Source organism: Bacillus pumilus (genome assembly GCF_009937765.1).
GTDB lineage: Bacteria > Bacillota > Bacilli > Bacillales > Bacillaceae > Bacillus > Bacillus pumilus_O.
The window spans coordinates 2,479,491-2,492,175 of sequence record NZ_CP047089.1; the positions used below are offsets into that span (position 1 = coordinate 2,479,491).

13 protein-coding genes and 1 riboswitch are annotated in these 12,685 nt (G+C 44.5%); all 13 genes read left to right on the top strand.

The window, feature by feature from the left end; translation table 11 throughout:
• Window positions 1-61: 61 nt before the first annotated feature.
• The 13 genes from GPS65_RS12295 (at window position 62) to purH (ending at window position 12,678) form a co-directional block, all read left to right on the top strand.
• Window positions 62-616, top strand: a complete 555-nt coding sequence (locus GPS65_RS12295) for a DUF2179 domain-containing protein (protein WP_024424505.1) — start codon at window positions 62-64, stop codon at window positions 614-616.
• Window positions 613-813: an NETI motif-containing protein gene (locus GPS65_RS12300; protein ID WP_012009137.1), complete on the top strand. Its 201-nt coding sequence runs from the start codon at window positions 613-615 to the stop codon at window positions 811-813. Before GPS65_RS12295 ends, GPS65_RS12300 begins: the two co-directional genes overlap by 4 nt.
• 79 nt (window positions 814-892) lie before the next feature.
• A riboswitch (purine riboswitch) is annotated at window positions 893-994 on the top strand.
• 169 nt (window positions 995-1,163) lie between these two features.
• A complete protein-coding gene (purE, locus tag GPS65_RS12305) occupies window positions 1,164-1,652 on the top strand; it encodes a 5-(carboxyamino)imidazole ribonucleotide mutase (RefSeq protein ID WP_012009138.1) in 489 nt (162 codons plus the stop codon).
• Window positions 1,645-2,787: a 5-(carboxyamino)imidazole ribonucleotide synthase gene (gene purK / locus GPS65_RS12310; protein ID WP_119124502.1), complete on the top strand. Its 1,143-nt coding sequence runs from the start codon at window positions 1,645-1,647 to the stop codon at window positions 2,785-2,787. The genes purE and purK overlap by 8 nt, the downstream gene beginning before the upstream one ends.
• Window positions 2,784-4,079, top strand: a complete 1,296-nt coding sequence (purB, locus tag GPS65_RS12315; protein ID WP_012009140.1) for an adenylosuccinate lyase — start codon at window positions 2,784-2,786, stop codon at window positions 4,077-4,079. The genes purK and purB overlap by 4 nt, the downstream gene beginning before the upstream one ends.
• 72 nt (window positions 4,080-4,151) lie before the next feature.
• Window positions 4,152-4,874: a phosphoribosylaminoimidazolesuccinocarboxamide synthase gene (gene purC / locus GPS65_RS12320; protein WP_012009141.1), complete on the top strand. Its 723-nt coding sequence runs from the start codon at window positions 4,152-4,154 to the stop codon at window positions 4,872-4,874.
• Window positions 4,867-5,121 (top strand): phosphoribosylformylglycinamidine synthase subunit PurS, encoded by a 255-nt coding sequence (gene purS / locus GPS65_RS12325; protein ID WP_003214349.1) that lies wholly within the window; start codon window positions 4,867-4,869, stop codon window positions 5,119-5,121. Before purC ends, purS begins: the two co-directional genes overlap by 8 nt.
• Entirely contained in the window at window positions 5,118-5,801 is a 684-nt protein-coding gene (gene purQ / locus GPS65_RS12330; protein ID WP_012009142.1) for a phosphoribosylformylglycinamidine synthase subunit PurQ, read from the top strand. Before purS ends, purQ begins: the two co-directional genes overlap by 4 nt.
• On the top strand, window positions 5,785-8,016 hold the full coding sequence (gene purL / locus GPS65_RS12335; RefSeq protein ID WP_119124503.1) for a phosphoribosylformylglycinamidine synthase subunit PurL: 2,232 nt from the start codon (window positions 5,785-5,787) through the stop codon (window positions 8,014-8,016). The genes purQ and purL overlap by 17 nt, the downstream gene beginning before the upstream one ends.
• Window positions 7,992-9,422 (top strand): amidophosphoribosyltransferase, encoded by a 1,431-nt coding sequence (gene purF / locus GPS65_RS12340; RefSeq protein WP_012009144.1) that lies wholly within the window; start codon window positions 7,992-7,994, stop codon window positions 9,420-9,422. The genes purL and purF overlap by 25 nt, the downstream gene beginning before the upstream one ends.
• A 95-nt stretch (window positions 9,423-9,517) precedes the next feature.
• A complete protein-coding gene (purM, locus tag GPS65_RS12345) occupies window positions 9,518-10,558 on the top strand; it encodes a phosphoribosylformylglycinamidine cyclo-ligase (protein WP_012009145.1) in 1,041 nt (346 codons plus the stop codon).
• Window positions 10,555-11,124, top strand: coding sequence for a phosphoribosylglycinamide formyltransferase (purN, locus tag GPS65_RS12350; RefSeq protein WP_119124504.1), 570 nt, complete (start codon window positions 10,555-10,557; stop codon window positions 11,122-11,124). The genes purM and purN overlap by 4 nt, the downstream gene beginning before the upstream one ends.
• 15 nt (window positions 11,125-11,139) lie before the next feature.
• A complete protein-coding gene (purH, locus tag GPS65_RS12355; protein ID WP_119124505.1) occupies window positions 11,140-12,678 on the top strand; it encodes a bifunctional phosphoribosylaminoimidazolecarboxamide formyltransferase/IMP cyclohydrolase in 1,539 nt (512 codons plus the stop codon).
• The last annotated feature ends 7 nt before the right edge of the window (window positions 12,679-12,685 follow it).

Sequence of the window (12,685 nt, forward strand, 5' to 3'; positions counted from 1 at the left end):
TATGTTCTCTAGTAGAATATGGGGTGCTTTATTTGATTTTTTAGTGCAGGGGGTTCGAATCGTGCTTCAACAACTTTTATCCAATGCGTTCACCATGGTTTTGATCATTTTAGTGATTAATATTGTCTATGTCTCTTTTTCCACCATGCGTTTGATTTTAACAATGAAAGGCAGACGGTACGCAGCAGCTTTTGCTGGTACGATTGAGATGCTGATTTATGTGATTGGATTAAGTATCGTACTTGATAACTTAGATCAAATCCAAAATGTTATTGCTTATGCGCTAGGTTATGGGATGGGGATCATTGTCGGGATGAAAATTGAAGAGAAGCTGGCTCTTGGCTACACAACTGTTAACGTGATCACAAAAGAATTAGATGTCGATCTCCCAAGACAATTGAGAGAAAAAGGATATGGTGTCACTAGCTGGGTAGCAGGCGGTCTTGAAGGAGACCGGACAGCATTGCAAATTTTAACACCGAGAAAATATGAACTGCAATTATATGAAACGATTAAAACGCTGGATTCAAAGGCATTTATCATTTCATATGAGCCCAAATCGATTCACGGCGGCTTCTGGGTGAAGGCTGTGAAGAAAAGGAGAATTAAAGAATGACCGCAAAACCAAAGAAGAAGAAATTCTATGTGGAAGACAACATGACGATCGATCAAGTGTTGTCCCAGATGGCAGCGGAAGGCTACTCGCCTGTCCGACGAATGGAGGAGCCCATTTTTCAGGAAAAGAAGGAAAATGGGTCGATTCAGATCATTCCGATTGGGAAAAAAATCGTATTTGAAGGAAAAATAGTCTAAATCCGAACATTAAAACGACGACTTCATAGATTGTTCGATAAATCCGTTGACATCATGAACATCCGTTGTTAAGATAAACATGAAATCAAAACACGAACCTCATATAATCTTGGGAATATGGCCCATAAGTTTCTACCCAGTTACCGTAAATGACTGGACTATGCAGGATAGTGAACAAAACTGACATGGCAATTCAAAAGCGAACAGCGCTTACCATGGCCCGGTTTGTGTTGCTTCCTAACAATGCAATGCAAATCGGGCCTTTTTGTTCGGCGTTTGACAAGCTACTTAGGTTTGGGAAGCGTGTCAAACGATACAAAATCGAATATCAGCTTAAAGGTGGGGACAAAATGAAGCCGCTTGTAGGTGTCATCATGGGAAGTACATCTGATTGGGAAACAATGAAAAATGCGTGCGATATCTTAGAGGAATTAGACATTCCGTATGAAAAACAGGTCGTATCCGCACACCGGACACCTGACTTGATGTTTGAATATGCGACAGAAGCAAGAGGTAAAGGACTAAAAGTCATCATTGCCGGTGCTGGAGGCGCAGCACATTTACCGGGGATGGTCGCAGCAAAAACGACACTGCCGGTCATTGGTGTGCCCGTACAATCAAAAGCACTAAATGGACTAGATTCCTTATTATCCATCGTTCAAATGCCAGGCGGTGTACCCGTTGCGACAGTAGCGATTGGTAAAGCCGGTGCAACAAATGCAGGTCTTCTAGCCGCACAAATGATTTCAGCATTTGATGAAACAATCGCTGCTCGCCTTGAGAAAAGAAGAGAGCAAACAAAACAGACTGTACTAGAAAGCAGTGATCAGCTTGGCTAAGCAGACCATTTTTCCAAACGCAACCATCGGTATTATCGGCGGAGGCCAGCTTGGTAGATACATGGCCGTCAGCGCAAAGCAAATGGGGTACCGGGCAGCTGTCTTAGACCCGGTCACACAATCTCCTTGTGGACAGGTTGCTGATACAGAAATCACAGCGGCATATAGTGACCTGGATGGAATCAGGCAGCTCGCAGAAATCAGCGATGTCGTGACCTATGAATTTGAAAATATTGATTACGATGCACTCAATCAATTGAAGGAAGAAGCCAATTTACCGCAAGGAAGTGAACTTCTTCTTTTAACTCAAAATCGAGAAACAGAGAAAAAAGGGATTGTAGACGCAGGCTGTGAAGTCGCGCCTTACCGCATCATTCATGATGAAAAAGAGCTGGAAGACGCAGTGGACGTGCTCGGTTTGCCAGCCGTGCTGAAAACTTGCAGAGGCGGCTACGATGGAAAAGGACAGTACGTCATCAAAGAAAAAGGACAGCTTCAGGAAGCAGCTGCACTGCTCACACATGGAACTTGTATTTTAGAAAGCTGGGTTCCATTTCAAATGGAGCTTTCGGTGATCGTCACTCGTTCTATTCATGGGGAGATCGCGGTATTCCCAGTCGCTGAGAACATTCATAAGCACAACATTTTGTTCCAGAGCATTGTGCCTGCAAGAGTAGATGAAAGCATTCAGGAGAAGGCAAAAGTGCTGGCAACGACACTGGCTGAGAAGCTGGGGCTAGTGGGCACACTTGCTGTAGAACTGTTCCTGACAAACGATGGAGAACTGCTCGTCAATGAACTGGCGCCTCGCCCGCATAATTCTGGTCATTATACGCTCGATTTATGTGAGACGAGTCAGTTTGAACAGCACGTTCGCGCAATATGCGGTTTACCGCTTGGCGGCACAGCCCTTTTATCAGAGGGTATGATGGTGAACTTATTAGGCGATGAAGTAGACATCCCAATAGAGCATCCCGAGCTTCTCAAAGAAGCGAAGCTTTATCTATATGGAAAGCATGAAGTAAAAGAAGGCCGCAAAATGGGGCATATGACCTTTATGAAACAGCTCGATGATGAATGGATGACAAACATCACAAAGATATGGACTGAAAGAGATGGAGGAAACGGGAAATGATCGAACGTTACGCACGACCAGAAATGTCAGCAATCTGGACAGAGGAAAACAAATTTAATGCATGGCTTGAAGTAGAAATTCTCGCTTGTGAAGCTTGGGCAGAGCTTGGTGTCATTCCGAAAGAAGACGTTGTGACTATGCGTAAGAATGCAAGCTTTGATATTGATCGTATTCTAGAGATTGAACAAGACACGCGCCATGACGTGGTTGCCTTTACGCGTGCTGTATCTGAATCTCTAGGAGAAGAAAGAAAGTGGGTTCATTACGGGTTAACATCTACAGACGTAGTGGATACGGCGCTTTCATATCTATTAAAACAGGCGAACGATATCTTGCTCAAGGACATTGAGAGATTTGTTGACATCCTAAAAGAAAAAGCGAAAGAGCATAAATACACGGTCATGATGGGACGTACACATGGTGTACACGCTGAACCGACAACATTTGGTCTGAAGCTTGGTCTTTGGTACGAAGAAATGAAGCGTAACCTAGAACGTTTTAAACAAGCAAAAGCCGGCATCGAATTTGGCAAAATTTCTGGGGCTGTTGGCACATATGCGAACATCGACCCGTTTGTTGAGCAATATGTATGTGAGAAGCTTGGCATCAAAGCTGCACCAATCTCCACCCAAACCTTGCAGCGTGATCGTCATGCAGACTACATGGCAACTCTTGCACTCGTCGCAACAAGCATTGAGAAATTTGCTGTTGAAATTCGTGGTCTTCAAAAGAGTGAAACACGTGAAGTAGAAGAGTTCTTTGCAAAAGGACAAAAAGGATCATCAGCAATGCCGCATAAACGGAATCCAATCGGCTCTGAAAATATGACGGGAATTGCCCGTGTGATCCGTGGATATATGCTGACAGCTTATGAAAATGTACCACTTTGGCATGAGCGTGATATTTCACATTCGTCTGCTGAACGCATCATTTTACCAGATGCAACGATTGCACTGAACTACATGCTAAACCGTTTCTCAAACATTGTGAAAAACTTGACGGTCTTCCCTGAGAACATGAAACGCAACATGGACCGCACACTTGGCTTGATTTACTCACAGCGCGTTCTTCTTGCATTAATCGATACAGGCATGGCACGTGAAGAGGCATATGATACGGTTCAGCCAAAAGCAATGGAAGCGTGGGAGAAGCAAGTGCCATTCCGTTCATTAGTAGAAGCGGAGGAAAAAATCACATCACGCTTAACACCTGAACAAATCGCTGACTGCTTCGATTACAATTATCACTTGAAAAATGTCGATATGATTTTCGAACGTCTAGGTCTTGCGTAAGAAAAGGGTCACCTGCTCGCCAGGTGACCAATCCTGAAAATTGCCAACATTCAAATTAGGAGGCCAACCTGAATGACTGTGAAACAAGAACTTCTCTACGAAGGCAAAGCGAAAAAAATCTATCAGACCGATGACGAGCATATTTTATATGTCGAATATAAAGACTCAGCGACAGCATTTAACGGCGAAAAGAAAGCTGAAATCGAAGGCAAGGGCAGACTGAATAACGAAATTTCAAGCTTAATCTTTCAAATGCTGCATGAGAAAGGGATCAACAATCACTTTGTGAAACGCCTTTCTGAAACAGAACAGCTCATTCAAAAGGTGCAGATCGTACCGCTTGAAGTGGTTGTGCGAAATGTGGTAGCAGGCAGTATGTCAAAGCGCCTAGGCATTCCAGAGGGAACAAAGCTGGATACACCATTGATCGAGTTTTACTACAAAGATGATGCACTCGGCGATCCGCTCATTACAGAAGATCATATTCGCATTTTAGATGCAGCGACGCCAGAGCAGGTCGAGGAAATGAAACAGATTACAAGACAAGTAAATGAAGAGTTAAAGCAAATCTTCTCAGACTGCCATGTGAATTTAATTGATTTCAAGCTTGAATTCGGAATAGATCACGAGAATCGTATTTTGCTAGCTGATGAGATTTCACCTGATACGTGTAGGCTTTGGGACAAAGAGACAAACGAAAAGCTTGATAAAGACGTGTTCAGACGAAACCTGGGCGGCTTAACAAATGCATACGAAGAAATTTTCAAAAGACTTGGAGGCCATAAACATGTATAAAGTGAAAATTTTTGTCAGCTTAAAAGAGAGCGTTCTTGATCCACAAGGAAGTGCCGTGCAGCACGCCTTGCACAGCATGTCTTATCAGGAAGTAAAGGATGTCCGTATCGGGAAATACATGGAGCTTGTCATTGAAAAATCAGATCGTGATTTAGACACAGTCGTCAAAGAAATGTGTGAAAAATTACTGGCCAACACGGTGATTGAAGATTACCGCTATGAGGTGGAGGAGGTTGTCGCACAGTGAAGTTTGCAGTGATCGTCTTGCCTGGCTCTAACTGTGATATCGATATGTACCATGCGATTCAAGATGAGTTAGGTGAACAAGTTGAATATGTATGGCACGACGAAACGAGTCTTGATGGTTTTGACGGTGTACTCGTACCAGGCGGTTTCTCTTATGGGGATTACTTAAGATGCGGTGCGATTGCTCGCTTTTCAAACATCATGCCGGCGGTGAAAAAAGCAGCTGCGGAAGGAAAACCTGTTCTTGGTGTTTGTAACGGGTTCCAAATTCTTCAGGAGCTTGGCATTCTTCCAGGTGCAATGAGACGAAATAAAGACTTAAAATTTATCTGTCGTCCAGTTGAACTCATTGTAGAGAACAACGAAACGCAATTTACAAGCGGCTATCAAAAAGGCGAATCCATTTCGGTTCCTGTAGCGCACGGTGAAGGCAACTTCTACTGTGATGAAGACACTTTAGCAAAGCTTATTGAAAATAACCAAATCGCTTTCACTTACGGAGACGATATTAACGGTAGTGTCAATCGAATTGCAGGTATTACGAATGAAGAGGGCAATGTACTCGGCATGATGCCGCACCCTGAGCGCGCGGTGGATTCATTACTAGGCAGCGCAGACGGACTTAAATTGTTTCAATCTATCGTGAAAAATTGGAGGGACACTCATGTCACTACTGCTTGAACCAAGTCACAAGCAAATTAAAGAAGAGAAATTGTATCAGCAAATGGGATTGAGTGATGAAGAATTCGCTTTAATCGAATCCATTATTGGCAGGCTGCCAAACTACACAGAGACAGGTATTTTTTCTGTCATGTGGTCAGAGCATTGCAGTTATAAAAACTCAAAGCCTGTTTTAAGCAAATTCCCGACAAAAGGAGAGCATGTTCTTCAAGGTCCTGGGGAAGGCGCTGGAATCGTTGATATTGGAGACAACCAAGCGGTTGTATTTAAAATCGAATCACATAACCATCCATCTGCGATTGAACCGTATCAAGGAGCAGCTACTGGTGTCGGCGGAATTATCCGTGATGTATTCTCCATGGGTGCGCGTCCAATTGCTGTACTAAACTCTCTTCGTTTTGGTGAACTGACTTCACCGCGCGTGAAGTACTTGTTTGAAGAAGTAGTGGCAGGGATCGCAGGCTATGGAAACTGTATCGGAATTCCTACAGTCGGCGGAGAAGTTCATTTTGATCAAAGCTATGAAGGCAATCCGCTCGTGAATGCGATGTGTGTTGGATTAATCAACCATGAGGACATCAAAAAAGGGCAGGCAAAAGGTGTCGGCAACACGGTCATGTACGTTGGTGCTAAAACGGGACGTGACGGTATCCACGGTGCAACATTTGCATCTGAAGAATTTTCTGATGAATCAGAAGAAAAACGTTCAGCAGTTCAAGTCGGCGATCCATTTATGGAAAAACTTTTGCTTGAAGCGTGCCTTGAAGTCATCAAAAACGATGCGCTCGTTGGGATTCAAGATATGGGAGCGGCTGGCTTAACAAGCTCAAGTGCGGAAATGGCGAGTAAAGCAGGTTCAGGTATTGAGATGAATCTAGACCTCATTCCGCAGCGTGAAACAGGTATGTCTGCATACGAAATGATGCTATCTGAATCACAAGAGAGAATGCTTCTAGTCATTGAAAAAGGCCGTGAGCAAGAAATCATTGATATTTTCGAAAAATACGATCTTGAAGCAGTATCAGTCGGTCATGTAACAGACGATAAAATGCTTCGTTTACTTCATCAAGGTGAAGTGGTATGTGAGCTTCCTGTTGACGCTCTTGCAGAAGAAGCACCGGTTTATCACAAGCCGTCAAGTGAGCCTGCATACTATCGTGAGTTTTTAGAAACGAAAGTGGAAGCTCCAGCGATTACAGATGCTGCACAGACATTAAAGCAGCTCCTTCAGCAGCCAACGATTGCGAGTAAAGAATGGGTCTATGATCAGTATGACTACATGGTTCGGACAAATACCGTCGTTGCACCGGGCTCTGATGCGGGCGTTTTAAGAATCCGTGGAACGAAAAAAGCCCTAGCGATGACAACAGATTGTAACGCACGTTATCTTTACCTTGATCCAGAGGTCGGCGGGAAAATCGCCGTCGCAGAAGCAGCACGTAACATTGTCTGCTCAGGCGCTCGTCCACTTGCAGTGACAGATAACCTAAACTTCGGTAACCCAGAGAAACCAGAAATTTTCTGGCAAATTGAAAAGTCTGCTGACGGGATTAGCGAAGCATGCCGCACGCTAAGCACACCAGTTATCGGTGGAAACGTCTCTTTATATAACGAATCAAATGGAACAGCGATTTACCCAACACCAGTCATTGGAATGGTTGGTTTGGTTGAAGATACTGCTCATATTACGACGCAATCGTTCCAGCAAGCTGGCGATGTGATTTTCGTCATTGGTGAGACGAAGGAAGAATTTGCAGGCAGTGAGCTTCAAAAGATGACAGAAGGCCGTATTTACGGAAAAGCACCAGAAATTGATTTGGACGTAGAGCTGGCGCGTCAAGAAGCTCTGCTCGCTGCGATTCAAAACGGTCTCGTTCAATCCGCACACGATGTGTCTGAAGGCGGACTTGGTGTAGCACTTGCTGAAAGTACATTTGGAACTGACGGGCTTGGCGCAGATATCCAAATCGATTTAGACAGCGAAGCTTCATTATTCAGTGAGACACAGTCACGTTTTGTTGTCACAGTGAAACCGGAGCACCGCGAAGCGTTTGCTGCGGCTGTCAAAGATGCGAAAGAAGTCGGTACGGTGACAAATGATGGTGTGTTTACTGTCAAAAATCAAGAAGGACAACAATGGATTCATGCAGCGGTCAACGAGCTTGAACGTGCATGGAAAGGAGCGATCCCATGCTTGCTGAAATCAGAGGCTTAAATGAAGAGTGTGGTGTCTTTGGGGTTTGGGGACACGAAGAAGCCCCACAAATCACATATTACGGATTGCATAGCCTTCAGCACCGAGGACAAGAAGGTGCGGGCATCATTGCAACAGATGGTGAGAACCTGACGTCACACAAAGGCCTTGGACTGATTACGGAAGTCTTTCAAAACGGTGAGCTAAAGGATTTGAAAGGAAAAGGTGCGATTGGACACGTTAGGTATGCGACAGCAGGCGGAGGCGGCTTTGAAAATGTGCAGCCCCTCTTCTTCCGTTCGCAAAACAATGGCAGCCTTGCCCTTGCTCATAATGGAAACTTAGTGAATGCAACACAGTTAAAGCAGCAGTTAGAAAACCAAGGGAGTATTTTCCAGACCTCTTCTGATACCGAAGTGCTCGCTCATTTAATTAAGCGCAGCGGGCATATGGAATTAAAAGAGCAGATCAAAAATGCACTGTCTATGCTTAAGGGAGCCTATGCTTTCTTAATCATGACGGAGACAGAAATGATCGTGGCGCTTGATCCGAACGGCTTACGTCCGCTTTCACTTGGTATGCTTGGGGATGCTTATGTTGTCGCTTCTGAAACATGTGCATTTGATGTCGTCGGTGCCACGTATTTACGTGATGTGGAGCCTGGCGAAATGCTGATCATTAATGATGAAGGCCTCAAATCTGAGCGCTTCTCGATGAACATTAACCGCAGCATGTGCAGCATGGAATACATTTATTTCTCAAGACCTGACAGTAATATTAACGGTATCAATGTGCATAGTGCGAGAAAGAGTCTTGGCAAAAAACTTGCTGAAGAAGCGCATGTCGAAGCAGATGTTGTGACAGGTGTACCAGATTCCAGTATATCTGCAGCGATTGGATATGCCGAAGCAACAGGTATTCCGTATGAGCTTGGTTTGATTAAAAACCGTTATGTCGGCCGGACGTTTATCCAGCCGTCTCAAGCATTACGCGAGCAGGGCGTACGGATGAAGCTGTCTGCTGTACGCGGTGTAGTCGAAGGAAAGCGTGTTGTGATGGTGGATGATTCCATCGTACGCGGTACAACGAGCCGCAGAATTGTCACGATGCTCAGAGAAGCGGGTGCGACGGAAGTCCACGTACGCATTAGTTCACCGCCAATCGCACATCCATGTTTTTATGGAATTGATACATCCACACACGAAGAGCTGATTGCTTCTTCTCATTCAGTGGAAGAGATTAGACAGGAAATCGGTGCAGACTCCATTGCATTTTTATCTGTAGACGGTTTAATGGACGGGATTGGCAGGAAGTATGATGATCCGCAGCGCGGTCAGTGTTTAGCATGCTTTACTGGAAAATACCCAACTGAAATATATGAAGATACGGTTCTTCCGCATGTGAAGGAAACGGTCTTGACGAAATAATCGAATAAAGGAGCAGCAGTCAAGATGAGTTGATATGCTGCTCTTTCATTCTGCCGAAAATACATGGAAATCAGCAGCTAAAAGGAGTGAATGGGATGTCAGAAGCATATAAAAACGCCGGTGTCGACATCGAAGCAGGGTACGAAGCCGTCAAACGAATGAAAACACACGTTGAACGTACAAAACGAGCAGGAGTTATGGGTGCACTAGGTGGATTTGGCGGTATGTTCGATCTATCTGAGCTGCCATACAAAAAGCCCGTTCTTGTTTCAGGAACAGATGGTGTCGGAACGAAATTAAAGCTTGCCTTTTTAATGGATAAACACGATACGATCGGCGTCGATGCCGTGGCTATGTGTGTCAACGATGTGCTTGCACAAGGGGCAGAACCGCTCTTTTTCTTAGATTACTTAGCCGTTGGAAAAGCAGATCCGGTAAAAATTGAATCCATTGTTAAAGGTGTGGCTGACGGATGTGAGCAGTCTGGTTCAGCACTTGTCGGTGGTGAGACAGCCGAAATGCCAGGTCTTTACACAGAAGAAGAATATGATATTGCTGGTTTTTCAGTAGGTGTCGTTGAAAAAGACGAAATCGTGACAGGAAACAGCATCAAAGAGGGGCATTTGCTGATTGGACTCAGCTCAAGCGGAATTCATAGCAATGGATATTCTCTCGTTCGTAAAGTTTTGCTGGAAGACGCTGGTCTTGATTTGCATCAAACGTATGAACCTTTTAAAAGACCGCTCGGTGAAGAGCTTCTTGAACCAACAAAAATTTATGTGAAGCCTGTTCTCAAACAAGTAAAAGCCGGCAAAGTGGACGGCATGGCACATGTGACAGGTGGCGGTTTTATTGAGAATTTACCACGTATGCTGCCTGAAGGTCTTGGCGTTGAGATTGATAACGGCTCATGGCCAGTACCACCCATTTTCTCCTTTATTCAAGAAAAAGGTCAGTTAAAGGCAGAAGAGATGTTCAACGTGTTTAATATGGGTATTGGCTTTGTCCTAGCTGTAAAAGAGGACGATCTTGTGGATGTGATTAGAGAGCTTGAACAAGATGGAGAGAAAGCATTTCTCATCGGACGTGTTCAAAAAGGAGAAGGTGTCACATTCGGCGGTGGAAGCCTCTCATGAAGAAGTTTGCGATCTTCGCCTCTGGAAGCGGGACGAACTTTCAAGCCATTATAGATACGTTAAAAGAAGAAGGATGGCAGGCTGAAGCCGCCATTGTGATTTGTGATAAACCGGGTGCAAAGGTGCTGGAGCGTGCTGAGAAAGAGGGCATTCCCTCCTTTGCTTTTACCCCGAAAGCTTTTCCGAATAAAGCCGCTTTTGAACAAACCATCATCGAACAACTGAGGCTTCATGAAGTAGAGTGGGTTTTCCTTGCTGGGTACATGAGACTGATCGGCCCGACATTACTTGAAGCATACAAAGGGAAAATCGTGAATATCCACCCATCCTTGCTGCCAGCTTTCCCAGGTCTTGATGCCATCGGACAAGCCTATCAAGCAGGCGTCAAAGTGGCAGGCATCACTGTCCACTTTGTTGATGAAGGGATGGATACAGGCCCGATTATTGACCAAGCCGCGATCTATATTGACCAAGGCGAAGAGCTTGAATCGATTGAAAAAAGAATGCATGAACTAGAACATACACTATATCCAAAAGTGATCAAATCACTTTTAGAATTATCTTAATGAGGTGACGAAGGCATGACGATCAAACGCGCATTAATCAGTGTTTCCGATAAAACGAATCTTGTACCTTTTGTGAAAGAATTAACAGAACTTGGCGTTGAAGTGATTTCAACTGGAGGTACACATAAGCTTCTTCAAGAGAATGGCATTGATGTCATTGGGATTTCTGAAGTCACTGGATTCCCTGAAATCATGGACGGACGACTCAAAACGCTTCACCCGAACATTCATGGTGGATTATTGGCAGTGAGAGAAAACGATGAACATATGGCACAGATTGAAAAGCATGGCATCCAGCCGATTGATCTTGTTGTCGTGAATCTCTATCCTTTCAAAGAGACAATCTCAAAAGACGATGTAACGTATGAAGAAGCGATTGAAAACATTGATATTGGCGGACCGGGAATGCTTCGTGCGGCATCAAAAAACCACCAAGACGTCACAGTCATTGTCGATCCTCGTGATTATGATTCAGTCGTTCAGCAAATCAAAGAAGGCGGCGTATCACTTGAGAAAAAACGTGAGCTTGCGGCGAAGGTATTCCGTCATACAGCTGCTTACGATGCCCTCATTGCAGATTATTTAACGAACTTTGTTGGCGAAACAGAGCCAGAGCAGTTCACTGTCACGTTTGAGAAAAAACAATCCCTTCGTTATGGAGAAAACCCGCACCAAGCGGCAACTTTCTATGAAAATGCTCTTCCAAGCAAAGGATCTTTAGCTACTGCAACGCAATTACACGGAAAAGAACTTTCTTACAACAACATCAAAGATGCAGATGCAGCTCTTCAAATCGTACGTGAATTCTCGGAGCCAGCGGCTGTTGCTGTAAAGCATATGAATCCATGCGGTGTTGGTACAGGAGAAACGATTGCTGAAGCGTTTGACCGTGCATTCAAAGCAGATGAAACTTCGATTTTTGGCGGCATTGTGGCGCTTAACCGTGAAGTAGACAAGCAAACGGCTGAGGTACTCCATACGATTTTCTTAGAAATTGTCATCGCTCCATCGTTTACCCAAGAAGCACTTGACGTGTTAACAGCGAAAAAGAACCTTCGTCTATTAACATTAGATGTAGAAGCGGATCTTGGTAAAAAAGAAAAGCAGCTAACAAGTGTTCATGGCGGACTTCTTGTGCAGGACATTGATACGTATGGCTTAGAGGAAGCAACAATCTCTATTCCTACGAAAAGAGAACCTACAGAAGACGAATGGAAAGACTTAAAGCTTGCATGGAAAGTCGTTAAGCATGTGAAATCAAATGCCATTGTCCTCGCGAAAGATCAAATGACAGCAGGGATCGGCGCTGGTCAAATGAACCGCGTGGGCTCAGCAAACATTGCGATTGAGCAAGCAGGTGAAAAAGCGAAAGGAAGCGCACTAGGCTCTGATGCGTTCTTCCCGATGGGAGATACAGTGGAAGCTGCTGCAAAGGCAGGCGTCACAGCGATCATCCAGCCAGGTGGTTCCATTCGTGATGAAGAATCAATCCAAAAAGCAGATGAATACGGCATCGCCATGGTCTTCACTGGCGTTAGACATTTCAAACATTAAGGGGATG

Excerpts from the sequence above, each read along its gene's own strand:
- GPS65_RS12300 (WP_012009137.1), top strand. The coding sequence starts at position 613 with ATGACCGCAAAACCAAAGAAGAAGAAATTCTATGTGGAAGACAACATG.
- purE (WP_012009138.1), top strand. The coding sequence starts at position 1,164 with ATGAAGCCGCTTGTAGGTGTCATCATGGGAAGTACATCTGATTGGGAA.
- purB (WP_012009140.1), top strand. The coding sequence starts at position 2,784 with ATGATCGAACGTTACGCACGACCAGAAATGTCAGCAATCTGGACAGAG.
- purC (WP_012009141.1), top strand. The coding sequence starts at position 4,152 with ATGACTGTGAAACAAGAACTTCTCTACGAAGGCAAAGCGAAAAAAATC.
- purS (WP_003214349.1), top strand. The coding sequence starts at position 4,867 with ATGTATAAAGTGAAAATTTTTGTCAGCTTAAAAGAGAGCGTTCTTGAT.
- purL (WP_119124503.1), top strand. The coding sequence starts at position 5,785 with ATGTCACTACTGCTTGAACCAAGTCACAAGCAAATTAAAGAAGAGAAA.
- purF (WP_012009144.1), top strand. The coding sequence starts at position 7,992 with ATGCTTGCTGAAATCAGAGGCTTAAATGAAGAGTGTGGTGTCTTTGGG.
- purM (WP_012009145.1), top strand. The coding sequence starts at position 9,518 with ATGTCAGAAGCATATAAAAACGCCGGTGTCGACATCGAAGCAGGGTAC.
- purN (WP_119124504.1), top strand. The coding sequence starts at position 10,555 with ATGAAGAAGTTTGCGATCTTCGCCTCTGGAAGCGGGACGAACTTTCAA.
- purH (WP_119124505.1), top strand. The coding sequence starts at position 11,140 with ATGACGATCAAACGCGCATTAATCAGTGTTTCCGATAAAACGAATCTT.